The following is a 23,956-nucleotide window of genomic DNA, read 5'->3' as shown; positions in this document are numbered from 1 at the left end:
GCCGTCGCCGACGGCCTCCCGCACGTCCGTGCCCCATCGATGGAAGGCCCCCATGAGCGAGTTCACCCGCACACCCCGCCTGACCCTCCTGCCCGCCGTCGACGTGGCGGGCGGCCAGGCCGTCCGCCTGACGCAGGGTGCGGCCGGCACCGAGACCGGGTACGGCGATCCCGTCGACGCCGCCCGCGACTGGGCCGAGCAGGGCGCCGAGTGGCTGCACCTCGTCGACCTCGACGCCGCGTTCGGCCGCGGCGACAACCTGGCGGTCATCTCCCGCGTGATCCGCGCCATCGACGGCGTGCAGATCGAGCTGTCCGGTGGCATCCGCGACGACCGCTCGCTCGACGTGGCGCTCGAGAGCGGCGCGACCCGCATCAACCTCGGCACGGCGGCGCTGGAGAACCCCGAGTGGGCGGCCAGCGTCATCGCGCAGCACGGCGAGGCCGTCGCGGTCGGGCTCGACGTCCGCGGGCGCACGCTCTCGGCCCGCGGCTGGACGCAGGACGGCGGCGACATCTGGGAGGTGCTGGAGCGCCTCGAGGACGCCGGGTGCGCCCGCTACGTCGTCACCGACGTCACGAAGGACGGCACCCTCCAGGGCCCGAACCTGCAGCTCCTCCGCGACGTGCTCGAGCGCACCGAGCGGCCCGTCGTCGCCTCCGGCGGCGTCTCGAGCCTCGACGACATCGCCGCGCTCCGCGAGCTCGTGCCGCTCGGCCTCGAGGGCGCCATCGTCGGCAAGGCCCTCTACGCCGGGGCGTTCACGCTCGGCGAGGCGATCGACGTCGCCGGGGAGCGATGACCGGATCCGATCCGCGTGCCGACTCGGCCGGGACCCCGTGGGCGGGCCGGTCGTTCGAGCCCACTCCGTTCCCGGACGACGACGGCTCCGCACCGCCGGCCCTCGCCGACGCACTCATGCGGCACGGTCGCGGCGAGGTCGGCCAGGCGGCGGTCGTGGACACCCTCCGCGACGCGCGGCTGCTGATCCCGCTGGTCGCCCGTCTCGGCGAGGAGGGCGCGGGCGCACACGGGCTCAAGGCCGACAAGAGCGCCGAGCTGTCGATCATCACCGTCGCCGGCCCCGACGGGCGCACCGTCATGCCGGTCTTCACGTCCGTCGCCGCGATGGGCAGGTGGAACCCCGCCGCGCGCCCCGTGCCCGCCGACGCCGTCCGCGTGGCGCTGGCCGCCGCGAGCGAGGAGACCGACCTCGTGGTCCTGGACCCGATGTCGGACACCGAGTTCGTGCTGCGTAGGCCCGCGGTGTGGGCGGTCGCGCGATCGCTGCCCTGGATCCCGAGCCCCGAGGACCCCGAGGTCGCAGCGACGCTCCAGGCGAGCGTCGCCGAGGAGCCCGCGGTCGTGGCCCTGCGGCTCGCGTCGGGGGATCCGCGCGCGCGCCTCGAGGGGCCGGAGCTGATGATCGCGCTCGAGCTCGTCGACGGCCTCGACCGCGCGGCGCTCGACGCGCTGCTCGCCCGCCTGCAGGGGGAGTGGTCGCGGAGCGCGGTGCTCGCCGACCGCGTCGACAGCATGGGGCTCCGGATCACCACCGCGCGCTGAGGCGCTGGGCGCCCGGCCGGACGCGAGGGCCCGGAGGCCGCTCCTAGGAGACGGGCCCGGTGTACTTCTCGCCCGGGCCCTTGCCGACGGCGTCGGGATACGGCGACGCCTCGCGGAAGGCGAGCTGCAGGGAGCGCAGTCCGTCGCGCAGGCTGCGCGCGTGCTGGTCGCCGAGCTCAGGGGAAGCCGCGGTGACGAGCCCGGCGAGCGAGATGATGAGCTTCCGCGCCTCGGCGAGGTCGGTCTGGGTCGCGGGGTCGTCGGCGAGCCCGCACTTCACGGCCGCAGCGCTCATGAGGTGGACGGCCGTGGTCGTGATGACCTCGACGGCGGAGACCTCGGCGATGTCGCGCGCGTACTGGTCGGCCACGAAGTCGGCCGTGTCGTCGTCGGCGACGCCCGCGGGCGTGCTCCCCGCGCCGTCGCCGGCCGGGGAGGCGGGCTCCTCGAAGCGGTGGACGTGGGCGTCGGCCGGTCCGGCGGACGCGGGGTCGGCGGGCGCGGGCGCCTCGTGGTCAGGGCGGGGCGAGTCGGTCATGTCTGTCCTCGGGCTCGGTGGCGGTGCCGGATGGCGGCGGGAGGCGGCGGGAGCCCGGCGTCGCCCGCCCTTCCGGGGCGGGGTCGGCGTCTGCTATGCTGATCGACGGCTCCGGGGCTGTCACAGTCCCGGTTCGAAAGAGGATTGATCTCCCACCCGCGCTTGACCGCCTCCATAGGTTACCGGGTCGATTTCGCTCCCCCGTCCGAACGGATCCCCTCACCGGGACCGGAGGGCGGGAGCCCCGCGTCAGCGGGGAACGGGCGTGTTGCCGAGTACGACGGATCCGTCGCACCCTGGTGAAGAACCCTCCTCGTCTCGAATCCGAGCGGCTCCCCCGAGAGCCGCCGGGCCACCCGAAGACACGAATAGGAGCAGTCCATCAGCGATCCCCGTACCAACGATCGAATCCGAGTTCCCGAGGTTCGCCTCGTTGGCCCAGCAGGCGAGCAGGTCGGCGTCGTATCCATCGACGTCGCACTCCGGCTCGCGCAGGAAGCCGACCTCGACCTCGTCGAGGTCGCGCCCAATTCCAAGCCCCCCGTGGCGAAGATCATGGACTACGGCAAGTTCAAGTACGAGGCCGCGCAGAAGGCCAAGGAAGCGCGTCGCAACCAGGCGAACACCATCCTCAAGGAGGTGCGCTTCCGCCTGAAGATCGACAAGCACGACTACGAGACCAAGCGCAAGCGCGCCGAGGGCTTCCTTCAGGACGGCGACAAGGTCAAGGCCATGATCCTGTTCCGCGGGCGCGAGCAGTCGCGTCCCGACCAGGGCGTGCGACTGCTCAAGATGTTCGCGGAGGACGTCGCCGAGTTCGGCAGCGTCGAGTCCACCCCCACGATCGACGGCCGCAACATGGTCATGGTCATCGGACCGCACAAGAACAAGTCCGAGGCCAAGGCCGAGGCCAACGCGAAGCGCGACGCCACCAAGGCGAGCGCACGAGAAGCGAGAGAAGAGAACAATGCCTAAGCAGAAGACCCACTCGGGTGCCAAGAAGCGTTTCAAGGTCACCGGCAGCGGCAAGATCATGAAGCAGCAGGCGGGCATGCGGCACAACCTCGAGGTCAAGTCCTCCGGGCGCAAGGCGCGACTCAACCAGGACCAGCCGCTGGCCAAGGCCGACATGAAGGTCGCCAAGAAGCTCCTCGGCCGCTAGGCCCCTCGTCGTCCGCGACACCTGAACTCGAATAGGAATCACTGAAATGGCAAGAGTCAAGAGGGCCGTCAACGCCCACAAGAAGCGTCGGGTCATCCTCGAGCGCGCCGCCGGCTACCGCGGGCAGCGCTCGCGCCTGTACCGCAAGGCCAAGGAGCAGGTCACCCACTCCCTCGTCTACGCGTACCGCGACCGCCGCGCCAAGAAGGGCGAGTTCCGCCGCCTCTGGATCCAGCGCATCAACGCCGCCGCGCGTGCGAACGGCCTCACGTACAACCGCCTCATCCAGGGCCTCTCGCTCGCCGGCGTCCAGGTCGACCGCCGCATCCTCGCGGAGCTCGCGGTCCACGAGCCCGCCACCTTCGCGTCGCTCGTGCAGACGGCCAAGACGGCCCTGCCCGCGAACACCTCGGCCCCCAAGGTCGCGGCCAACGCGTAGCACCTCCCGCAGCACCGCCGACGGCGCGTCCCCGACAGGGGGCGCGCCGTTAGTGTTGGGGCCATGCTCGACAACCCCCGCTCCCCGCGTGTCCGTGGCGTCGCCAAGCTCGCGAAGCGGGACGCGCGCGCCGACACGGGCCTCTTCCTCCTCGAGGGGCCGCAGGCCGTCTCCGAGGCGCTCGCGTTCCGGCCCGACCTCGTCCAGGAGCTCTTCGCGACGCCCACCGCCCTCGACCGCTACCCGGACCTCGCGCGCGCGGTCCGCGAGTCCGACGTCGAGGTCGAGTTCGTCACCGAGGACGTGATCGCGTCGATGGCGGACACCGTCACCCCCCAGGGCGTCGTCGGCGTGTGCCGGCAGTTCCCGACCTCGCTCAAGCAGATCCTCGGCGACGAGCCGCGGCTCATCGCGATCCTGGAGGAGGTGCGCGACCCGGGCAACGCGGGCACCATCATCCGCGCGGCCGACGCCGCGGGCGCCGACGCCGTGATCCTCACCGGCCGCTCGGTCGACCTCTACAACCCCAAGGTCGTGCGCGCCACCACGGGCTCGCTCTTCCACCTGCCGGTCGCGATCGTGCCCGAGCTCGACGTCGTGCTCGAGCGGGTCAAGGCCCAGGGGCTGCAGGTCCTCGCCGCGGACGTGAAGGGCGACGACCTGCTGGCCGAGCGCACCTCCGGGGGCCTCTCCGCGCCGACCGCGTGGCTGTTCGGCAACGAGGCGCGCGGCCTCCAGGACGACCACCTCGCACTCGCCGACCGCGCCGTCGTCGTGCCGATCTACGGGCAGGCCGAGTCGATGAACCTCGCGACCGCCGCCTCCGTGTGCCTCTACGAGTCGGCGTTCGCGCAGCGCGCCTGACACGACGGATCCGCCGACACCTCACGGCCGTCAGGCGGTCGCGGGCCCGGCCGCACCCCTCCTGATCGGCGCAAACGCGGCTACCGCGTCACGATGGGGTGACGATGCCCCGCGGAAACGCGGACGAAACACCGTCATGGATATGGTGTTCGCATGGAGCAGAGCCCGACGGCGGACCCCGCCTCGCCCGCCGCAGCAGCGGTCGGCGAGCCCCTGGTCGTCGTATCCCACGTCAACAAGCACTTCGGGGACCTGCACGTCCTCAAGGACATCTCGACCACCGTGAACCGCGGCGAGGTCGTCGTCGTCATCGGCCCGAGCGGTTCCGGCAAGTCGACGCTGTGCCGCGCGATCAACCGGCTCGAGACGATCGACGACGGAACCATCACGATCGACGGCCAGGAGCTGCCCTCCGAGGGAGCCGAGCTCGCGCGCCTCCGCGCCGACGTCGGCATGGTGTTCCAGTCCTTCAACCTCTTCGCGCACAAGACCGTGCTCGAGAACGTGACCCTCGGGCCGATCAAGGTCCGCAGGAAGGGCAAGGCCGAGGCGGAGAAGCGGGCGATGGAGCTCCTCGACCGCGTCGGCGTGGCCAACCAGGCGCAGAAGATGCCGGCCCAGCTCTCCGGCGGCCAGCAGCAGCGCGTCGCGATCGCCCGGGCGCTGGCCATGGACCCGAAGCTGATCCTCCTCGACGAGCCGACCTCGGCGCTGGACCCCGAGATGATCACCGAGGTCCTCGACGTCATGGTCGGCCTCGCGAAGGACGGCATGACGATGATGGTCGTCACCCACGAGATGGGCTTCGCCCGCAAGGCCGCCGACCGCGTGATCTTCATGGCCGACGGCGCCATCGAGGAGGACACGAGCCCCGCCGAGTTCTTCGACCACCCGCAGAGCCCGCGCGCGAAGGACTTCCTCTCGAAGATCCTCGCCCACTGACCCGCGCGGAGGGCCCCGGTCCTCCCGCTCACCCCCGTCCGGCGTCGAGGCAGGCCCGGCCGGGCATCGCACCACAGGCACCACCACGCACCGGGACGCGACCCCCTCGCCGACCGTCACCACCCGCACCAGCAGAGAAACGGGAACCATGAAGAACAGGAAACTGACCATCGGCGCGGCCGCCGCGATCGTCGTCGTCGCCCTCACCGGCTGCGGCGCGCCCGGCAGCTCGTCCGGCGGCGCCGTCGACGCCGGCACCGACGCCCCCGAGAACGGCGACGGGCCCTACGCGCTCGAGCTCACGGAGGACCCGACGTTCGACGAGGGCACCACGATGGCGCGCCTCGCCGCGGCCGGCGAGATGAAGGTCGGCACCAAGTACGACCAGCCGCTGTTCGGCCTCGCGGGCCTCGACGGCAAGCCCGCCGGCTTCGACGTCGCGATCGCGGCGCTCGTCGCCAGCAAGATGGGCATCCCCTTCGACGGGATCGACTTCACGGAGACGGTGTCCGCGAACCGCGAGCCCTTCCTGCAGAACGGCTCGGTCGACGCGGTCGTCGCGACCTACACGATCAACGACAAGCGCAAGGAGGTCGTGGACTTCGCGGGCCCGTACTACGTCGCCGGCCAGGCGCTGATGGTCCTCGCGGACGACACCACGATCAACACGCCCGAGGACGTCCGCGGCAAGCAGGTCTGCTCCGTCGCCGGATCCACCCCCGCCGCGAACATCGAGGCCACCTTCGGGGCGGTCGTCGTGCCCACCGACGTCTACAGCAAGTGCCTCGACCCGCTGCGCAACGGCCAGGTCGCCGCGGTCACCACCGACAACGTGATCCTCTCCGGCTTCATCGACCAGAACGAGGGCGAGTTCAAGCTCGTCGGCGACGGCGAGACCTTCACGGAGGAGCCCTACGGCATCGGCATCGCCAAGGACGACGAGGCGTTCCGCACCTTCATCAACGACACGCTGGAGGAGGCCTACGAGGACGGCACCTGGGCGCGCCTGTTCGAGGCGACGGCCGGCACGGTCATCGACACGCCGGAGCCCCCGGCGGTCGACCGCTACTAGCACGACCGGGTCCCGCACGCCTCGCGCGTGCGGGACCCGCCCCTGTCCGGGCTCCCCGAGAGCCCGACCCGACCCCGCCCGGCTCCGCCGGGTGCCTAGCCAGGAGGTGTGCCGTGGACGTGATCCTCGACAATCTCGACGTGTTCCTGCGGGGGTTCGGCGGCACGCTGCGCCTCCTCCTCACCACGGTGCTGTTCGCGCTCCCGCTGGGGGTCGTGATCGCCGCGATGAGGATCTCGCCCGTCGCGAGCCTCCGCGCCACCTCCACCATCTACGTCGAGCTGCTGCGGAACACCCCGCTGCTGCTCGTGTTCACCTTCTTCAGCGTCGTGATCACGTCGATCTCGGGCGCGCTGCCGTTCATGACGGCCGCGGTGCTCGCGCTCACGCTCTACACGGCGCCGTTCTTCGCCGAGGCGATCCGCTCCGGCATCAACAGCGTGCCCGTCGGCCAGGCCGAGGCCGCGCGCAGCATCGGCCTGACGTTCTCGCAGACGCTCGGGCACGTGATCCTGCCGCAGGCTCTGCGGACGGTCGTGCCGCCGCTGATCAACGTGGTCATCGCACTCACCAAGAACACGTCGATCGCGGGCGCGTACTTCATCTACGAGCTGTTCAACGTGGGCCGCGACGTCGCGAACGCCAACGGCAACGCCGTCGTCTGGGTGTTCGTGGGCGTCGCGTTCTTCTACCTCATCATCACGGTCCCGCTCGGCCAGCTGGCGGACCACCTCGAGAAGCGAGTGGCGGTCTCCCGATGAGCCAGGTCCTCTACGACGTCCCCGGCCCCCGCGCCCGCCGACGCTCCCGCATCCTCTCCATCGTCACCGGCGTCGTCGTCGTGGCCGTGCTGGCCTTCGCCGCCGTGCAGCTGCAGCAGGCCGGTCAGTTCAGCGCCGAGCGCTGGCTGGTGCTCAACGACCCGCTGGTGTGGAACCTCCTGCTCCAGGGCCTGTGGGTCGTCGTGCAGTCGGCGGCGGTCGCCGCGGTGCTCGCGATCCTCCTCGGCATGGTCCTCGCGCTCCTCCGCATGAGCGAGCACCGCGTGATCCGCTACGCCGTCACCGTGGTGCTCGAGTTCTTCCGCGGCATGCCCGTGCTGCTGATGATGCTGTTCATCTACCTGATCTTCCCCATCGGCCCGTACTGGTCGGTCGTCACGGCGCTCACGCTCTACAACGGCGCGATCATCGGCGAGGCGCTGCGCTCCGGGATCCTCGGCCTGCCGCGCGGACAGCGCGAGGCGGGACTGGCGATCGGGCTCCGGCCGCTGCAGAACCGGCTGCTCGTGGAGTTCCCGCAGGCGTTCCGGACGATGCTGCCGATCATCGTCGCCCAGCTCGTGGTGCTCATCAAGGACACCGCGCTCGGCACCATCGTCAGCCTCGTGGGCCTCACCAAGCAGGGGGAGCTGATCCTGGAGGCCACGAGCCGCGCCAACTCCCTGCCGATCTTCGTGGTGATGGTGGGCATGTACCTCGTGCTCAACCTCACGGTGTCGACCGTCGCGCGGCGGCTCGCCCGCAAGCGCGGACCGCGCGCGGCGAAGACCGTCGCGGCCGGGACGTCGCAGGGCGCCTAGCCGTCCCTCCGAGCCGATCGCGGCTCGCCCCACGGGCCCGTCGACTCCCGAGCGACGGGCCCGTCGTGCGACCGCTCGCCGGGCCCGTCGGAGGCGGGGACCGGCACCCCCGATCGGTAGACTCGGGCCTCATGTCCGAACCCCAGATCTCCGAGGCGAGCGTCGCCGCCGCAGTGGACGAGGCGATGTCCGCGCTCGCCGCGACCACCGACTCCGCGTCGCTCGCCCAGGCCCGCTCCGCCCACATCGGCGAGGCGTCCCCGCTCGCCCGGCTGAACGGATCGCTCCGCTCGCTGCCGCCCGAAGAGCGCAAGGACGCCGGGAGGCTCGTCGGCCAGTCGCGCGCACGCGTCACGCAGGCGTTCCAGGCCCGCGAGGCGGAGATCCAGGAGCAGGAGGCCGCCGCGCGCCTCGTCGCCGAGGCCGTCGACGTCACCGCGCTGCCGAGCCGGTGGCGCGCGGGCGCCCGTCACCCGCTCACCATGCTCGAGGAGCGCATCGCCGACATCTTCGTCGGCATGGGCTGGCAGGTGAACGAGGGCCCCGAGCTCGAGAGCGAGTGGTTCAACTTCGACGCGCTCAACTTCCCGCCCGACCACCCGGCGCGCGCGATGCAGGACTCCTTCTACGTGGATCCGACCGACGCGCACCTGGTGCTCCGCACGCACACCTCGCCCGTGCAGATCCGCACGCTTCTCGCCGACGAGCTGCCGGTCTACACGATCGCGCAGGGCCGCACCTTCCGCAGCGACGAGCTCGACGCGACGCACACGCCCGCGTTCCGACAGATCGAGGGCATCGCGATCGACCGCGGCCTCACCATGGCCCACCTGCGCGGCACGCTCGAGCACTTCGCGCGCTCCATGTTCGGGCAGGACGCGCGCATCCGCCTCCGCCCCAACTACTTCCCCTTCACCGAGCCGAGCGCCGAGATGGACGTGTGGCACCCGGCCGCCGCGGGCGGACCCCGCTGGATCGAGTGGGGCGGCTGCGGCATGGTGAACCCGAACGTGCTGCGCTCCGCGGGCATCGACCCGGACGAGTACCAGGGCTTCGCGTTCGGCATGGGCACCGAGCGCACCCTCATGTTCCGCAACGACCTCTCCGACATGCGCGACATCGTCGAGGGCGACATCCGATTCGGCGCGCAGTTCGGGATGGTGGTGTAGTCGTGAGGATCCCGATCAGCTGGCTCGGCGAGCACGTCGAGCTCCCCGCGGGGATCACCCCCGAGGACGTCCACGCCTCCCTCGTGAAGGTGGGCCTCGAGGAGGAGGACGTCCATGCGTTCTCGATCTCCGGCCCCGTCGTCGTCGGGCAGGTGCTCGAGGCGAGCCCCGAGCCGCAGACCAACGGCAAGACCATCAACTGGTGCAGCGTCCGCGTCGCGCCCGAGGGCGCCACGGCCGCCGACGGCGGCGAGGACGTCCGCGGCATCGTCTGCGGCGCGCACAACTTCGCCGTGGGCGACAAGGTCGTGGTGAGCCTGCCCGGCGCGGTGCTCCCCGGCCCGTTCCCCATCAGCGCGCGGAAGACGTACGGCCACGTGTCCGACGGCATGATCGCGTCGTCCCGGGAGCTCGGGCTGGGGGAGGAGCACGACGGGATCCTCGTCCTGTCCTCGCTCGGGCTCGACCCGGAGGTCGGCACGGACGCGCTCGCGCTCCTGCACCTCGACGACCGCGCGGTCGAGGTCAACGTCACGCCCGACCGCGGCTACGCGTTCTCCATCCGCGGCATCGCCCGCGAGTACGCGCACGCCACGGGCGCCGCGTTCACCGACCCCGCGGACGCGCTCGCGCTGCTCGCCGCCGACGCGCCCGTCGCGGGTGTGGAGGTGCGCGTCGACGACGACGCCCCGATCCGCGGCCGCTCGGGCGCCGACGTGTTCGTGACGCGCGTGGTCTCCGGCCTCGACCTGTCCCGGCCCACGCCGCCGTGGATGGTGTCGCGTCTCACGCTCGCGGGCGTCCGGTCGATCTCGCTCGCCGTCGACGTCACCAACTACGTGATGCTCGAGCTCGGCCAGCCGCTGCACGGGTACGACCTCGACCGGCTGCAGGGCGGCATCGTCGTCCGCCGCGCGACGGAGGGCGAGAGGCTCGTGACCCTCGACGGGCGCGAGCGCGCCCTGCACGCCGAGGACCTCGTCATCGCGGACGACTCGGGGCCCGTCGGGCTCGCGGGCGTCATGGGCGGGGCGGCCACCGAGATCGGCGCGGGCACCAGCCGCGTGCTGATCGAGGCGGCCGGCTTCGATCCCGTGTCGATCGCGCGGACCGCCCGCCGCCACAAGCTGCCGAGCGAGGCGTCCAAGCGGTTCGAGCGGGGCGTGGATCCGCGCATCGCCCCGGCCGCCGCCGCGCGCGCCGTGCAGCTCCTCGAGGAGCTCGCCGGCGGCCACGCGGAGGGCCTCGGCTCGATCCTCGACACGACCGTGCCCCCCGCGGCCGTCGAGCTCCCGCTCGGCTACCCGGCGTCGCTCGTCGGCGTCGACTACACCGCGGACGAGGTGCGCCACGCGCTCGTCGACGTGGGCTGCGCGCTGGAGGAGCGGGACGGCGTCCTCGTCGTCACCCCGCCCACCTGGCGCCCGGACCTCCGCGACCGCGCCGACCTCGTAGAGGAGGTCGCGCGCATCGTCGGCTACGACCGGATCCCCGCCGTGCTCCCCGTCGCGCCTCCCGGACGCGGGCTCACCGCGGCCCAGCGCCTCCGCAGGCAGACCTCGATCGCGCTCGCCGCTTCCGGGCTCACCGAGGTCATGGGATCGCCGTTCACGTCCGAGGCGCAGAACGCGCGGTTCGGCGCCGCCGACCGCGAGGACGCCCCCGCCGTGCGCCTCGCGAACCCGCTCGACGTGGCGTTCCCGTTCCTCCGCCGCTCGCTGCTGCCGGGGCTCATCGACATCGCGCGGCGCAACCTGTCGCGCGGATCCACCGACCTCGCGCTCTTCGAGACGGGGACGGTGTTCCTGCCCCGCGCGGGGGTCGCCTACGGATCGCCCGAGATGCCGCCCGGGGCCGCGCGTCCCGACGCGGATGCGCTGCGCGCGCTCGACGCGGGCATCCCGCCGCAGCCGCGCCACGTGGGCATGCTGATCCTCGGCGACGCCGTCCCGAAGCAGCCGGGCACCCCCGCGCAGCGGGCCGGACTCGTCGACGCGCTCGACGCCGTGCGGCAGCTCGCGCACGCGGTGGGCGTGGAGATCCGCCTCGAGCAGGGCGCGCACATCGCCATGCACCCGGGGCGCACGGCCGCGGTCGAGGCGGTGACCGCCGACGGCCCCGTCATCGTCGGGTTCGCGGGCGAGCTCCTGCCCGCGCTGGCCGCCGAGCTCGACCTGCCCGAGCGCGTGGCGCTCGCCGAGGTCGACCTCGACCGGCTCGTCGAGCTCGCGGGCGGCGCGGTCGAGGTGCGCACGCTCACCTCGATGCCCGTCGCCACCCAGGACCTCAGCCTGGTGGTGCCGCTCGAGATCCCGGCGGGGGAGATCCTCCGCACCGTGGTCGAGGGCGCGGGCGAGCTGCTCGAGACCGCGCGGCTCGTGGACGACTACCGCGGGCCCGGCGTCGAGGAGGGCACGCGCTCGCTCACGTTCGCGCTGCGCTTCCGCGCACCGGACCGCACGCTCACGGCGGCCGAGGCCAGCGAGGCGCGCGACGGATCCGTGCGCCTCGCCGCCGAGCGCTTCGGCGCCGCGCTCCGCGAGTAGCGGCCGCCGCAGCACGCGCCATCCGCGCGGGCGGGCTCCTCCTCAGGGCCCGCCCGCGCGTCCGTCCCCGGGCACCGCCCCGGCGGGACCCCTCCGGCACCGGCACTAGATTTGATGCATGTCATTCTCAGTCGCCGTCGCGGGCGCCAGCGGCTACGCGGGCGGGGAGCTCCTCCGCCTGCTCGCCGACCACCCGCGCCTCGAGGTCCAGACGCTCACCGCCTTCCAGAACGCGGGCGAGCGTCTCCGCCAGGTGCACCCGCACCTCACCTCGTACGCCGACCGCACCTTCGTGGAGACGACCGCCGAGCAGCTCGCCGGCCACGACGTCGTCTTCCTCGCGCTCCCGCACGGCAGGTCGGGCGCCATCACGGCCGAGCTCGACGACCAGACCCTCGTGATCGACTGCGGGGCCGACCACCGTCTCGTCGACGAGGCGGCATGGGACGCGTTCTACGGCGGCGAGTTCGCGGGCGCCTGGCCGTACGGGCTCCCCGAGCTGCTGCACGCGGAGGAGGGCGGTACCCAGCGCACGCGTCTGTCCGGCGTGAAGCGCATCGCGGTGCCCGGCTGCAACGTCACCGCCATCACGCTCGGGCTCCAGCCGGGCATCCGCGCGGGCGTCATCGAGCCGGAGGACATCGTCGCCGTGCTCGCCGTCGGCCCGTCCGGCGCGGGCCGCGCCCTCAAGACGAACCTGCTCGCGAGCGAGATCCTCGGCTCGGCGAGCGCGTACGCGGTCGGGGGCACCCACCGCCACACCCCGGAGATCCGCCAGAACCTCGAGACGGCGGGCGGCGGGCACGTGAGCGTCTCGTTCACGCCCGTGCTCGTGCCGATGGCCCGGGGGATCCTCGCCACGGCCACCGCGCGCCTCGCCCCCGGCTTCTCCGCGCACGACGTGCGCGCCGCCTGGGAGCTCGCCTACGCCGACGAGCCGTTCGTCCACCTGCTGCCGGATGGGTCGTTCCCGAACGTGTCCGACGTGACGGGCTCGAACACGGCGCTCGTCGGACTCGCGATCGACGAGGCCGCGGGTCGGGTCGTCACGGTCACGGCCATCGACAACCTGGTCAAGGGCACGGCGGGCGCGGCGATCCAGTCCGCCAACATCGCGCTCGGGCTGCCCGAGGCCATGGGCCTCCCGGTCAACGGGGTGGCACCGTGAGCGTCACCGCGGCGCGCGGCTTCGTCGCCGGCGGGGTCGCCGCCGGCCTCAAGTCCACCGGCGCCCTCGACGTCGCCCTCGTCCGCAACACCGGGCCGTCGCAGGCGGCCGCCGCCGTCTTCACGAGCAACCGCTGCCAGGCGAACCCCATCCTCTGGTCGCGCCAGGTCATCGGCGACGGGCTCGTGAGCGCCGTCGTGCTCAACTCGGGCGGCGCCAACTGCTACACGGGATCCCGCGGGTTCCAGGTCACGCACGCCACCGCCGAGGCGGTCGGCCGCGCGCTCGACGTCTCGAGCGGCGACGTGCTCGTCTGCAGCACGGGCCTCATCGGCGAGCAGCTGCCGCTCGAGAAGCTCGAGGACGGGGTCGCCCGGGTCTCGGTCGCGCTCTCCGACGACGGCGGGGACGACGCGGCCCGCGCCATCATGACCACCGACACGGTGCCCAAGCAGTCCGTCCGCGCGTCGGACGCGGGCTGGACGGTCGGCGGCATGGCCAAGGGCGCCGGCATGCTCGCGCCGGGCCTCGCGACGATGCTCGTCGTGATCACCACCGACGCCGACCTCGACGCCGCCGCGCTCGACGCCGCGCTCCGGGAGGCCACGCGCGTGACGTTCGACCGCCTCGACTCCGACGGCTGCATGTCGACCAACGACCAGGTCACGCTCCTCGCGAGCGCCGCGTCCGGCGTGGCGCCCGACGCGGACGAGTTCCAGGCCGCCCTCACCGCGGTGTGCGCCGACCTCGCCGAGCAGCTCCAGGCCGACGCCGAGGGCGCGGCCCACGACATCGCCATCGAGGTCGTGCACGCGGCGTCCGACGACGACGCCGTCGAGGTCGGGCGCGCGGTCGCGCGCAGCAACCTCTTCAAGGCCGCCGTCTTCGGGAACGACCCCAACTGGGGTCGCGTGCTCGCCGCCGTCGGCACGACCGGCGCCGCCTTCGACCCCTACGGCATCGACGTCGCCATCAACGGCGTCCAGGTGTGCCGCGCGGGCGAGCCGCACGAGAGCCGCGACCTGGTGGACCTCCACCCGCGCGCCGTGCACGTGCTCATCGACCTGCACGCGGGCGACGCCACGGCGACCATCCTCACCAACGACCTCACGCACGACTACGTGCACGAGAACAGCGCGTACGCCAGCTGATGGGCGACGCAGACGGGACGGACGTGACCGCCATCACGCAGGAGGCCGCCGACCTCGACCAGGCGCAGGCCGAGTCCAAGGCCGCGACCCTCATCGAGTCGCTGTCGTGGCTCCAGCGCTTCCACGACCGCATCGTGGTCGTGAAGTTCGGCGGCAACGCCATGGTCGACGAGGAGCTCACGCGCACCTTCGCGGAGGACGTCGTGTACCTCCGCTACGCCGGGCTCCGGCCCGTCGTCGTGCACGGCGGCGGCCCGCAGATCAGCGCCATGCTCACGCGCCTCGGCATCGAGAGCGAGTTCCGCGGGGGATACCGCGTCACCACTCCCGAGGTGCTCGAGGTCGTCCGCATGGTGCTCACCGGGCAGGTCAGCCGCGACGTCGTGCGCGGCATCAACGCGCACGGCCCGCTCGCGGCCGCCGTCTCCGGCGAGGACGCGGGGCTGTTCACCGGCCGTCGCCGCGGAGCCGTCGTCGACGGCGTCGAGGTCGACCTCGGCCTCGTCGGCGACGTCGTTGCGGTGGATCCCACGGCCGTGCTCGCGCAGCTCGACGCGGGGCGCATCCCGGTCGTCTCCTCCATCGCGCCCGACGAGTCCGACGCGTCCGTGTCGCTCAACGTCAACGCCGACGCCGCGGCCGCCGCGCTCGCCGTGGCCCTCGGGGCCGAGAAGCTCGTGATCCTCACCGACGTCGCCGGCCTCTACCGCGACTGGCCCGACCGCGGATCCCTCGTCTCCCACATCCGCGCGGACGAGCTCCGCGCCCTGCTGCCGTCGCTCGAGTCGGGCATGATCCCCAAGATGGCCGCGTGCCTCGAGGCGGTCGACGGGGGAGTGCCCAAGGCCGCGATCATCGACGGCCGCATCCCGCACTCGATGCTCCTCGAGATCTTCACCACGAACGGAATCGGAACGGAGGTCGTGCCCGCATGACCACGACCCAGCCAGAGCGCCGCACCACGCAGACCGAGAGCGAGTGGTCCGACCGCTTCCAGGCCGCGATGATGCGCTCCTCCCCGCCGCCGCTCGCGATGCTCGTGCGCGGCGAGGGCTGCCGCGTGTGGGACTCGACCGGCCGCGAGTACCTCGACTTCCTCGCCGGCATCGCCGTCAACTCGCTCGGGCACGCGCACCCGGCGCTCATCCGCGCCGTCACGGAGCAGGTCTCCACGCTCGCGCACGTGTCCAACTACTTCGCGACGCCGCCGCAGATCGCGCTCGCCGAGCGCCTCCGCCGCATCACGGGCGCGGGCGACACGGGCCGCGTCTACTTCGGCAACTCCGGCGCCGAGGCGAACGAGGCCGCGTTCAAGCTCGCGCGCCGCAACGGATCCGAGCGGCGCACGCGCGTCATCACGCTGCAGGGCTCGTTCCACGGCCGCACGATGGGTGCGCTCGCGCTCACCGGCCAGCCCGCGCTGCAGGCGCCGTTCCTCCCGCTGCCCGGCGGCGTCGAGCACATCGCGCCCACTCTCGAGGCGCTCGAGGCCGCGATCGACGACACCGTGCAGGCGCTCATCCTCGAGCCGATCCAGGGCGAGGCCGGCGTGGTCGACCTGCCGGCCGGCTTCCTCCGCCGTGCCCGCGAGCTCACGCGGGAGCACGGCGCGCTGCTGATCCTCGACGAGATCCAGACGGGCGTCGGCCGGACGGGCCGCTGGTTCGCGTACGAGCACGAGGGCGTGCGGCCCGACGCGGTCACGATCGCCAAGGGGATCGCCGGCGGCGTGCCGATCGGCGCGCTCGTCGCGTTCGACGCCGCGGCCGACCTCCTGCAGAAGGGCCAGCACGGATCCACCTTCGGCGGAAACCCGCTCGCGACCGCCGCGGGGAACGCGGTGCTCGCCGAGATCGAGGACGCCGGGCTCGTCGAGAACGCCGCCCGCCGCGGCGAGGAGGTCCGCGCCGCCATCACCGGCCTCGACTCGCCCCTCGTCGCCGAGGTCCGCGGCCGCGGCCTCCTCATCGGCGTCGGCCTCCACCACGAGGACGGCGGGCGCATCGCGGCCGCCGCGCTCGGCGAGGGCCTCATCATCAACGCCCCCAACGCGCGCAGCCTCCGCATCGCGCCGCCGTTCATCGTCGGCGACGCCGAGGTGCGCGACTTCCGCGAGCGGTTCGGCCGCGCGCTGGCGCGCCTGCGCTGATCTCGGCCGCGCGGATCCGCGTCGGAGCGCCGATCCCACCCGTCCCGCCGGCATCTCCCGCCGGTCGCCCGCCGACGGGGCGGCCCCCGCACGTCCCCTAGGCTTGTCCAGTCCCGAGTCCCCCCGAGAGCGAGCGATGCGATGACCCGCCACTTCCTGCGCGACGACGACCTGAGCCCGGCCGAGCAGGCCGAGGTGCTGGATCTGGCGGTGCAGCTGAAGCGCGAGCGCTGGTCCGAGCGCCCCCTCGCGGGTCCCCAGACGGTCGCGGTCATCTTCGACAAGTCCTCGACCCGCACGCGCGTGTCCTTCGCGGTCGGCATCGCGGACCTCGGCGGCGTCCCCCTCGTCATCAGCACCGCCAGCAGCCAGCTCGGCGGCAAGGAGACCGCGAGCGACACCGCGCGCGTGCTCGAGCGCCAGGTCGCCGCCATCGTCTGGCGCACGTACGGACAGGCGGGCCTCGAGGAGATGGCCGCGGGCACGACGGTCCCCGTCGTCAACGCGCTCTCCGACGACTTCCACCCGTGCCAGCTCCTCGCCGACCTGCTCACGATCCGCGAGCACCGCGGGGACCCGGCCGGCCAGACCCTCACGTTCCTCGGCGACGGCGCCTGCAACATGGCGCAGTCCTACCTGCTCGCCGGCGCGACCGCGGGCATGCACGTGCGCATCGCCGCACCGGCCGGCTACGTGCCGTCGGAGTCCGTCGTCGCGGACGCCGAGCGCATCGCCGCGTCCACGGGCGGCTCCGTCCGCATCCTCACGGATCCGGTCGAGGCCGTCACCGGCGCCGACGTCGTGGTCACCGACACCTGGGTGTCGATGGGCCGCGAGGAGGAGAAGGCCGTGCGCCTGGCCGAGCTCGGCGCGTACCAGGTCACGACCGAGCTCATGGAGCACGCGGTCGATGACGCGATCTTCCTGCACTGCCTGCCCGCCGACCGCGAGTACGAGGTGGCCTCCGAGGTCATCGACGGCCCGCGATCGGTGGTCTGGGACGAGGCGGAGAACCGCCTCCACGCTCAGAAGGCGCTGCTCGTCTGGCTCCTGCGCCAGTCCTGACGCAGCCCGCACACCCGAGACACCTCAGCAACGAAACGGAGAACGGCATGGCCGAACGCGTGGTACTGGCATATTCCGGCGGACTCGACACCTCGGTCGGCATCGGCTGGCTCAAGGACGCGACCGGCAAGGAGGTCGTGGCCCTCGCGGTCGACGTCGGCCAGGGCGGCGAGGACATGGAGGTCATCCGGCAGCGCGCGCTCGACTGCGGCGCGGTCGAGGCCGTGGTGGTGGATGCGAAGGACGAGTTCGCGGACGACTACATCGTCCCCGCGCTCAAGGCCAACGCGCTGTACCAGAAGCGCTACCCGCTGGTGTCGGGCCTCAGCCGCCCGCTGATCGCGAAGCACCTCGCGCGCGTCGCCCACGAGCTCGGCGCGAACAGCGTCGCGCACGGCTGCACCGGCAAGGGCAACGACCAGGTGCGCTTCGAGGCCGCCGTCGCCGCCCTCGCGCCCGACCTCACCTCCATCGCGCCCGTCCGCGACCTCGCGCTCACGCGCGACAAGGCCATCGTGTACGCGAACGAGCACGACCTGCCCATCGAGCAGAGCAAGAAGAGCCCGTACTCGATCGACAAGAACGTCTGGGGCCGCGCGGTCGAGACCGGCTTTCTGGAAGACCCGTGGAACGGCCCCATCGAGGACCTCTACGAGTACACGCAGGACCCCGACGTGCTGCGCGACCCGACCGAGGTCACCATCACGTTCGAGGCCGGCGTCCCCGTGGCGATCGACGGCGTGCGCTACTCGCCGCTCCGCATCGTCCAGGAGCTCAACGCCGCGGCCGGCGCGCACGGCATCGGCCGCATCGACGTCGTCGAGGACCGTCTGGTCGGCATCAAGAGCCGCGAGGTCTACGAGGCGCCCGCCGCCATGACCCTCATCGAGGCGCACGAGGAGCTCGAGGCGCTCACCATCGAGCGCGATCTCGGCCGCTACAAGCGCGGCGTGGAGAAGGACTGGGCGAACCTCGTCTACGACGGACTCTGGTTCTCCGGCCTCAAGCGCTCGCTCGACGCCTTCATCGAGGACTCGCAGCGCCACGTCTCCGGCGACATCCGCATGACGCTCCGCGGCGGACGCGCGGTCGTCACCGGCCGCCGCAGCGAGACGAGCCTCTACGACTTCGACCTCGCCACCTACGACACCGGCGACACGTTCGACCAGTCGCTGTCCAAGGGCTTCATCGAGCTGTGGTCGCTGCCGAGCAAGATCTCCGCGCGCCGCGACCTCGCGGTCGAGCAGGCGGCGCTGGCCGCCGACGACGCGACGACCGCCGCCGCGCCCGCCGCGGAGTAGCGCATGACCGAGAGCACGGATCCGTCCTCCCGGGCCGGCGAGGCGGGCGCCCTCTGGGGCGGCCGCTTCGCCGGAGGTCCGTCCCCGGAGCTCCAGGCGCTCAGCCGCTCGACGCACTTCGACTGGCAGCTCGCGCCGTACGACATCGCGGGGTCCCGGGCGCACGCCCGGGCCCTGGCGGCGGCCGGCTACCTGTCGGACGCCGAGCGGCAGGCAATGCTGCAGGCGCTCGACACCCTGGAGGACCGCGTGCTCTCGGGAGCCCTCGTCGCGTCCGACGCCGACGAGGACGTGCACGGCGCCCTCGAGCGCGGACTCATGGACATCGCGGGTCCCGAGCTCGGCGGCAAGCTCCGCGCGGGCCGCAGCCGCAACGACCAGATCGCGACGCTCGTCCGCATGTACCTGCGCGACCACGCGGCGACCATCCACGCGATGCTCGTGCAGCTCGTCGACGCCCTGGCCGCGCAGGCGGAGACCGCGGGCGGCGCGATCATGCCCGGCCGCACGCACCTCCAGCACGCGCAGCCCGTGCTCCTCGCGCACCACCTGCTGGCGCACTGCTGGCCGCTCGTCCGCGACCTGGAGCGCCTCGCCGACTGGGACGCGCGCGCCGACGTGTCGCCCTACGGATCCGGCGCCCTCGCGGGCTCGACCCTCGGCCTCGACGCCGGCGCCGTCGCCCGCGACCTCGGCTTCGCGCGCAGCTCGGAGAACTCCATCGACGGAACCGCGGCCCGCGACGTCGTCGCCGAGTTCGCGTTCGTGCTCGCCCAGGTCGGGATCGACCTCTCGCGGCTCAGCGAGGAGATCATCCTCTGGAACACGCGCGAGTTCGGCTTCGTCACGCTGAGCGACTCCTTCTCGACCGGGTCGTCGATCATGCCGCAGAAGAAGAACCCGGACATCGCGGAGCTCGCGCGCGGCAAGTCGGGTCGGCTCATCGGCAACCTGGCCGGCCTCCTCGCGACGCTCAAGGGCCTCCCGCTCGCGTACAACCGCGACCTGCAGGAGGACAAGGAGCCGGTCTTCGACTCCGTGCAGACCCTCGAGGTGCTGCTGCCGGCGTTCACCGGCATGATCGCGACGCTCCGCTTCGACGTCGACCGCATGGCCGAGCTCGCGCCGCAGGGCTTCTCGCTCGCGACCGACGTCGCGGAGTGGCTCGTCAAGCACCGCGTGGCCTTCCGCGACGCGCACGAGATCACGGGCGAGCTGGTCAAGCTGGCGGAGTCCCGCGGGGTGGATCTCGATGGCCTCACCGACGACGACCTGCAGGGCGTCTCGCCGCACCTGGTGCCGGAGGTGCGCGAGGTCCTGAGCATCGAGGGATCCGTGGCGAGCCGCGACGGCGTGGGCGGCACCGCGCGCGTCCGGGTCGACGAGCAGCGCGCCGAGCTGGTGCGCCGCGTGGCCGAGCTGCGCGCCCGGGCGGACGCCGCGGCCGAGCGCCGCGCGGCGGCATCCGCGGAGGCGTCCGCGTGACGCTCTCGAACGGTCGTCGTCCCGAGCGGCCCGAGCCGCGGCACCGCTGGCTCCTGCCGCTCGTGATCGGCGTGGCCGTCGCGGTGCTCGTGTTCGTGGTGGTCGTCGCGAGCCTCAACGGCGAGCTGCTCTGATCCCCGCGTGATCGACGCCGACTTTTTCGCGCGCGACGCGGTCGAGGTGGCGCCCGCGCTCCTCGGCGCGGTGCTGTCGCGCGACTCCGAGGAGGGCCGGGTCTCCGTGCGCCTCACCGAGGTGGAGGCGTACCGCGGGGTCGGCGAGGATCCCGGATCGCACTCCTTCCGCGGGCGGCGGGTTCGCAACGCCACCATGTTCGGGCCTCCCGGGCACCTGTACGCGTACTTCACGTACGGGATGCACACGTGCGCGAACGTCGTCTGCGGCCCGGAGGGCACGAGCGCGGGCGTCCTGCTGCGCGCGGGCGAGGTCGTCGAGGGCGCGGAGGTCGCGCGGGCCCGTCGGGGTGCGGCCGTCCGCGACCGCGACCTCGCGCGCGGGCCGGCGCGCCTCGCCGTCGCCCTCGGCATCCCGCTCTCGGACGACGGCGCGGCGCTCGACGCGCCGCCGTACCGGCTGGTCCTGCCGGACGAGCCGCTCGCCCTCCCGGCCGCTGGCCCGCGCGTCGGCGTGTCCGGACCCGGTGGCTCCGGTGAGCTCTTCCCCTGGCGGTTCTGGGTGCCGGGCGACCCGACCGTCTCGCCGTACCGGGCGCACGTCCCGCGCGTCCGCCGCTGAGCGGTCCGCTGGACCGCGGCCGCCCCGCGGCTACCGGACGACGAGCACGACGGCCGCGCACGTCGCGGCCCACAGCCAGCTCACGAGCGTGCCGATGATGAACCGCTCGCGGGCCTCCGCGGCCTCGCCGAGCTCCGTGAACCGGCCGACGCCCTTGATGGCGATCACGACGGCCAGCGCCTCGGGGTACCCCGCGAGGATCACGGCCACGACGGCCAGCCGCTCGAGCATGCCGATGGTGGCGCCGCCGCGCAGCACCTCGCGGGTGGGCCGACGCAGCGCGGACGGGTCGTCCTCGTGTCCGCGCGGCGCCACCAGGATCCCGCCGAAGGCCCCGGGCGGCACCGAGCCGCGGGTCGCGAGGTCCAGCACGACGGTGGCCGCGGATCCGCCGCCCAGCACCGCGAGCACGACCGCGACCAGGCCGAGGAACCCGACGACGAGCGGGGACGCGGGGCCCGCGAGCGCGAGCCCCAGCACGAGCGCGGCCGCCGAGGCGCCCGCGGCGCCGACGACCCGACCCGTCCGGGGCGACCGCACCGCCAGGAGGGCGAGCACGAGGGCCGCCGTGACCAGCACGCACAGCGCGGCCCACGCCGCGATCTCCGCGGGCGTCCCGACGGGGATCACGAGCCGCTCCCTTCGCGTGTCGACCGCCGGGAACCCGCGCCCGGCTCCCCGCCCGCCGACGCGTGCTCGTCGAGGTGCGCGAGCAGCGCGACGAGCCCGGGGATCGCGGCCCGCTCCGCCCGCCACGCGCTGGTGCGCAGGCGCGTGCTCACGGCCTGCGGGGTGATGTCGAGCGCCGCGGCGACCTCGCGCTGCGTGCCGCCGTCGGCCATGCGGTCGACGACGTCCCAGCCCTGGGGGGTGCGGCGATCCCGCGCGAGCAGCAGCAGGGTGACGAGGGCCTCGACCTCGTCGGCGCCCGGGAGCCCCGAGCCCCGGTCGTCGGGGACGGAGGGAGACGGCGGATCCACCGCGAGGGCGAACCGCGTCGCGCTCCGCTTGGCCGCGGTGACCGCGTCGCGCGCGGCGATGAAGGCCGGGCCCGTCGCCTCGCGGGTGGCCCGGGGGAGGGGGGTGCGCACGGCGCCGACGCCGAGCCCGACGCTCCAGTGCCCGGCGCGGGTGAGCACCAGCACCATGTCGAGGGCGGTGTCCGCGTCGGCGACGAGCGCCTGTACCTCGTCCCCGGACGTGCGGTCGACAGGCAGCACGAGCCGACCCTCGAAGCGGGCCGCGAGATCGTCCCGTCCCGTCCCGGCACGGTCGACGTCCGTGCGACTGGCCTTCTGGTCGGCGGTGATGACGAACAAGCGGATCCCCCTCGAAGCCCGGCGCGCGAGACGCGCACATCAAGGCTATGCACTTGATATCTACAGATCAAGCCCCTGGGCCTGATTCGTTTGCCCGGTGCGCTCTTCGAGCATGGCTTCCACCACCGACAGCCGCCTCGCCGGGCCGCGGTGCTCGCATGTCGCCGGCGCGGCCGCGTCCCGGCGTCCCGCGGATGCCGCGCTGATACCGTGATCGGGTGACGAACGCCGATCCCGCCCGCCTCACCCCCCAGCGCAACGACCCGTCCTTCCCGGACGTGTGGGAGGAGATCGTCTGGCGCGGCTACGTGCACGTCTCGACGGACCAGGAGGCGCTGAAGTCGCTCCTGGCCGGTCCGCCGATCACGTACTACTGCGGCTTCGACCCCACGGCGCCGAGCCTGCACCTCGGCAACCTGGTGCAGCTGCTCCTCATGCGCCGGCTCCAGCTGGCCGGGCACCGTCCGCTCGGGCTCGTCGGCGGATCCACGGGCCTGATCGGCGATCCGCGCCCGACGGCGGAGCGCACCCTGAACACCCCCGAGGTCGTGGCGGAGTGGGTGTCCCGTCTCCAGGGTCAGGTGTCCTCGATCCTCGGAGCCGAGGGCGACAACGCGCTCCGCATCGTGAACAACCTGGACTGGACGGCGCCGCTCAGCGCGATCGACTTCCTGCGGGAGGTGGGCAAGCACTTCCGCGTGGGCACGATGCTCAAGAAGGACGCCGTGAGCGCGCGGCTCAACTCCGACGAGGGCATCAGCTACACCGAGTTCAGCTACCAGATCCTCCAGGGCCTCGACTTCCGTGAGCTGCACCGCACCTACGGCTGCGTGCTGCAGACCGGCGGCAGCGACCAGTGGGGCAACCTCACGAGCGGCACCGACCTGATCCGGCGCAGCGAGCGGGCCACGGCGCACGCCATCGGCACGCCCCTCATCACGAACTCCGACGGCACCAAGTTCGGCAAGAGCGAGGGCAACGCCGTCTGGCTCGACCCGGAGCTCACGAGCCCGTACGCCTTCTACCAGTTCTGGCTCAACACGGACGACGCCGACGTCATCCACCGCCTGCGCATCTTCACGTTCCTGGATCGCGCGCGCATCGAGGAGCTCGCCCGAGCCGTGGCGACCGAGCCGTTCCGACGCGAGGCGCAGCGCGCGCTCGCCTGGGAGGTGACCACCTTGGTGCACGGCGTCGAGGCGACGGAGTCCGCGATCGCCGCGGCGCAGGCGCTGTTCGGGCAGGGGGAGCTGGCGGCCCTCGACGAGGCGACGCTCCGTGCCGCCCTCGGGGAGCTGCCGTCGGCGGACATCGCCGTGGGCACGTCGGTCATCCAGGCCCTCGTCGACACCGGCCTCGTGCAGAGCGCGGGCGAGGCCCGGCGCGCGATCACGCAGGGCGGGGTCTACGTGAACAACGTGGCGGTGGGGGATGCGGCGGCCGTGGTGGACGACCTCCTGCACGGCCGTTTCGCCGTGATCCGCCGGGGGAAGAAGACCCTCGCCGGCCTCACGGTCGCCTGAAACGGCCACTGACCGGGTCTTCTCCTCGGAGGCCGTCGCGACACGCCCGGGATGCGGGTTGTTTTGCGGGGGTGGGGTGGTCCGCGTAATGTCTCCTCTTGTCGCCGGAACGGGCGGGGAGCGAAAAGCTTCCGGAGCTGTTCTGGCGGGTGATGATCC

General features: G+C 73.0%; 25 protein-coding genes. 22 read left to right on the top strand and 3 right to left on the bottom strand.

Annotated features, from left to right (window positions below):
- Positions 1-52 precede the first annotated feature (52 nt).
- Complete coding sequence (priA, locus tag BFL37_RS06935; RefSeq protein ID WP_086514413.1) at positions 53-802, top strand: bifunctional 1-(5-phosphoribosyl)-5-((5-phosphoribosylamino)methylideneamino)imidazole-4-carboxamide isomerase/phosphoribosylanthranilate isomerase PriA; 750 nt, start codon at positions 53-55, stop codon at positions 800-802.
- Positions 799-1,566, top strand: coding sequence for an SseB family protein (locus BFL37_RS06930; RefSeq protein WP_086514412.1), 768 nt, complete (start codon positions 799-801; stop codon positions 1,564-1,566). The genes priA and BFL37_RS06930 overlap by 4 nt, the downstream gene beginning before the upstream one ends.
- A 43-nt stretch (positions 1,567-1,609) precedes the next feature.
- Here the strand turns inward: BFL37_RS06930 and BFL37_RS06925 are convergent, their stop codons facing one another.
- A complete protein-coding gene (locus tag BFL37_RS06925) occupies positions 1,610-2,104 on the bottom strand; it encodes a DUF1844 domain-containing protein (RefSeq protein WP_143331597.1) in 495 nt (164 codons plus the stop codon).
- Positions 2,105-2,485: 381 nt separating this feature from the next.
- Between BFL37_RS06925 and infC the strand changes: the two genes are divergently transcribed.
- From infC to BFL37_RS06835, 19 genes are all read left to right on the top strand, one after another.
- Entirely contained in the window at positions 2,486-3,079 is a 594-nt protein-coding gene (infC, locus tag BFL37_RS06920) for a translation initiation factor IF-3 (protein WP_015490649.1), read from the top strand.
- Positions 3,072-3,266: a 50S ribosomal protein L35 gene (gene rpmI / locus BFL37_RS06915; protein ID WP_015490648.1), complete on the top strand. Its 195-nt coding sequence runs from the start codon at positions 3,072-3,074 to the stop codon at positions 3,264-3,266. Before infC ends, rpmI begins: the two co-directional genes overlap by 8 nt.
- Positions 3,267-3,312: 46 nt before the next feature.
- Entirely contained in the window at positions 3,313-3,705 is a 393-nt protein-coding gene (gene rplT / locus BFL37_RS06910) for a 50S ribosomal protein L20 (protein ID WP_012298617.1), read from the top strand.
- Positions 3,706-3,768: 63 nt separating this feature from the next.
- Entirely contained in the window at positions 3,769-4,569 is an 801-nt protein-coding gene (locus BFL37_RS06905; RefSeq protein WP_086514411.1) for a TrmH family RNA methyltransferase, read from the top strand.
- Positions 4,570-4,722: 153 nt separating this feature from the next.
- Positions 4,723-5,511: an amino acid ABC transporter ATP-binding protein gene (locus tag BFL37_RS06900; protein ID WP_086514410.1), complete on the top strand. Its 789-nt coding sequence runs from the start codon at positions 4,723-4,725 to the stop codon at positions 5,509-5,511.
- A gap of 148 nt (positions 5,512-5,659) precedes the next feature.
- Complete coding sequence (locus tag BFL37_RS06895) at positions 5,660-6,583, top strand: glutamate ABC transporter substrate-binding protein (protein WP_086514409.1); 924 nt, start codon at positions 5,660-5,662, stop codon at positions 6,581-6,583.
- Between the two features lie 113 nt (positions 6,584-6,696).
- Entirely contained in the window at positions 6,697-7,344 is a 648-nt protein-coding gene (locus BFL37_RS06890) for an amino acid ABC transporter permease (RefSeq protein ID WP_086514408.1), read from the top strand.
- Positions 7,341-8,165, top strand: a complete 825-nt coding sequence (locus BFL37_RS06885) for an amino acid ABC transporter permease (protein ID WP_086514407.1) — start codon at positions 7,341-7,343, stop codon at positions 8,163-8,165. The genes BFL37_RS06890 and BFL37_RS06885 overlap by 4 nt, the downstream gene beginning before the upstream one ends.
- A 131-nt stretch (positions 8,166-8,296) precedes the next feature.
- A complete protein-coding gene (gene pheS, locus BFL37_RS06880; RefSeq protein WP_086514406.1) occupies positions 8,297-9,334 on the top strand; it encodes a phenylalanine--tRNA ligase subunit alpha in 1,038 nt (345 codons plus the stop codon).
- Between the two features lie 2 nt (positions 9,335-9,336).
- The gene (gene pheT / locus BFL37_RS06875) at positions 9,337-11,880 is read left to right on the top strand and encodes a phenylalanine--tRNA ligase subunit beta (protein ID WP_086514405.1); all 2,544 of its coding nucleotides are present in this window, start codon (positions 9,337-9,339) and stop codon (positions 11,878-11,880) included.
- 118 nt (positions 11,881-11,998) lie between these two features.
- Positions 11,999-13,048 carry an N-acetyl-gamma-glutamyl-phosphate reductase gene (gene argC, locus BFL37_RS06870; protein ID WP_086514404.1) on the top strand — a complete coding sequence of 350 codons (1,050 nt, stop codon included), beginning with the start codon at positions 11,999-12,001 and terminating at the stop codon, positions 13,046-13,048.
- Positions 13,045-14,199, top strand: a complete 1,155-nt coding sequence (gene argJ / locus BFL37_RS06865) for a bifunctional glutamate N-acetyltransferase/amino-acid acetyltransferase ArgJ (protein ID WP_086514403.1) — start codon at positions 13,045-13,047, stop codon at positions 14,197-14,199. The genes argC and argJ overlap by 4 nt, the downstream gene beginning before the upstream one ends.
- 23 nt (positions 14,200-14,222) lie before the next feature.
- Positions 14,223-15,134, top strand: a complete 912-nt coding sequence (gene argB / locus BFL37_RS06860; protein WP_172403767.1) for an acetylglutamate kinase — start codon at positions 14,223-14,225, stop codon at positions 15,132-15,134.
- Entirely contained in the window at positions 15,131-16,348 is a 1,218-nt protein-coding gene (locus BFL37_RS06855) for an acetylornithine transaminase (protein ID WP_086514401.1), read from the top strand. The genes argB and BFL37_RS06855 overlap by 4 nt, the downstream gene beginning before the upstream one ends.
- 141 nt (positions 16,349-16,489) lie before the next feature.
- Entirely contained in the window at positions 16,490-17,413 is a 924-nt protein-coding gene (argF, locus tag BFL37_RS06850) for an ornithine carbamoyltransferase (protein WP_086514400.1), read from the top strand.
- Between the two features lie 47 nt (positions 17,414-17,460).
- Positions 17,461-18,714 (top strand): argininosuccinate synthase, encoded by a 1,254-nt coding sequence (locus BFL37_RS06845; protein WP_086514399.1) that lies wholly within the window; start codon positions 17,461-17,463, stop codon positions 18,712-18,714.
- Between the two features lie 3 nt (positions 18,715-18,717).
- Positions 18,718-20,199 carry an argininosuccinate lyase gene (argH, locus tag BFL37_RS06840; RefSeq protein ID WP_086514398.1) on the top strand — a complete coding sequence of 494 codons (1,482 nt, stop codon included), beginning with the start codon at positions 18,718-18,720 and terminating at the stop codon, positions 20,197-20,199.
- The gene (locus BFL37_RS14575; protein ID WP_172403758.1) at positions 20,196-20,333 is read left to right on the top strand and encodes a hypothetical protein; all 138 of its coding nucleotides are present in this window, start codon (positions 20,196-20,198) and stop codon (positions 20,331-20,333) included. Before argH ends, BFL37_RS14575 begins: the two co-directional genes overlap by 4 nt.
- A gap of 7 nt (positions 20,334-20,340) precedes the next feature.
- A complete protein-coding gene (locus tag BFL37_RS06835) occupies positions 20,341-20,955 on the top strand; it encodes a DNA-3-methyladenine glycosylase (RefSeq protein ID WP_086514397.1) in 615 nt (204 codons plus the stop codon).
- 30 nt (positions 20,956-20,985) lie between these two features.
- Here the strand turns inward: BFL37_RS06835 and BFL37_RS06830 are convergent, their stop codons facing one another.
- Together BFL37_RS06830 and BFL37_RS06825 are read right to left on the bottom strand one after the other, a co-directional pair.
- On the bottom strand, positions 20,986-21,585 hold the full coding sequence (locus BFL37_RS06830; RefSeq protein WP_086514396.1) for a hypothetical protein: 600 nt from the start codon (positions 21,583-21,585) through the stop codon (positions 20,986-20,988).
- A complete protein-coding gene (locus tag BFL37_RS06825) occupies positions 21,582-22,274 on the bottom strand; it encodes a DNA-binding protein (RefSeq protein WP_086514395.1) in 693 nt (230 codons plus the stop codon). The genes BFL37_RS06830 and BFL37_RS06825 overlap by 4 nt, the downstream gene beginning before the upstream one ends.
- A 218-nt stretch (positions 22,275-22,492) precedes the next feature.
- On the opposite strand from BFL37_RS06825, the gene tyrS reads away from it, so the two are divergent.
- A complete protein-coding gene (tyrS, locus tag BFL37_RS06820) occupies positions 22,493-23,797 on the top strand; it encodes a tyrosine--tRNA ligase (protein ID WP_086514394.1) in 1,305 nt (434 codons plus the stop codon).
- Positions 23,798-23,956: the final 159 nt, after the last annotated feature.

The sequence above is a fragment of the Clavibacter michiganensis genome (genome assembly GCF_002151125.1).
GTDB classification, from domain to species: Bacteria; Actinomycetota; Actinomycetes; order Actinomycetales; family Microbacteriaceae; genus Clavibacter; species Clavibacter michiganensis_C.
Note: the sequence above shows the minus strand (reverse complement) of the source record. Positions and strands in the feature narration are given on the sequence as shown.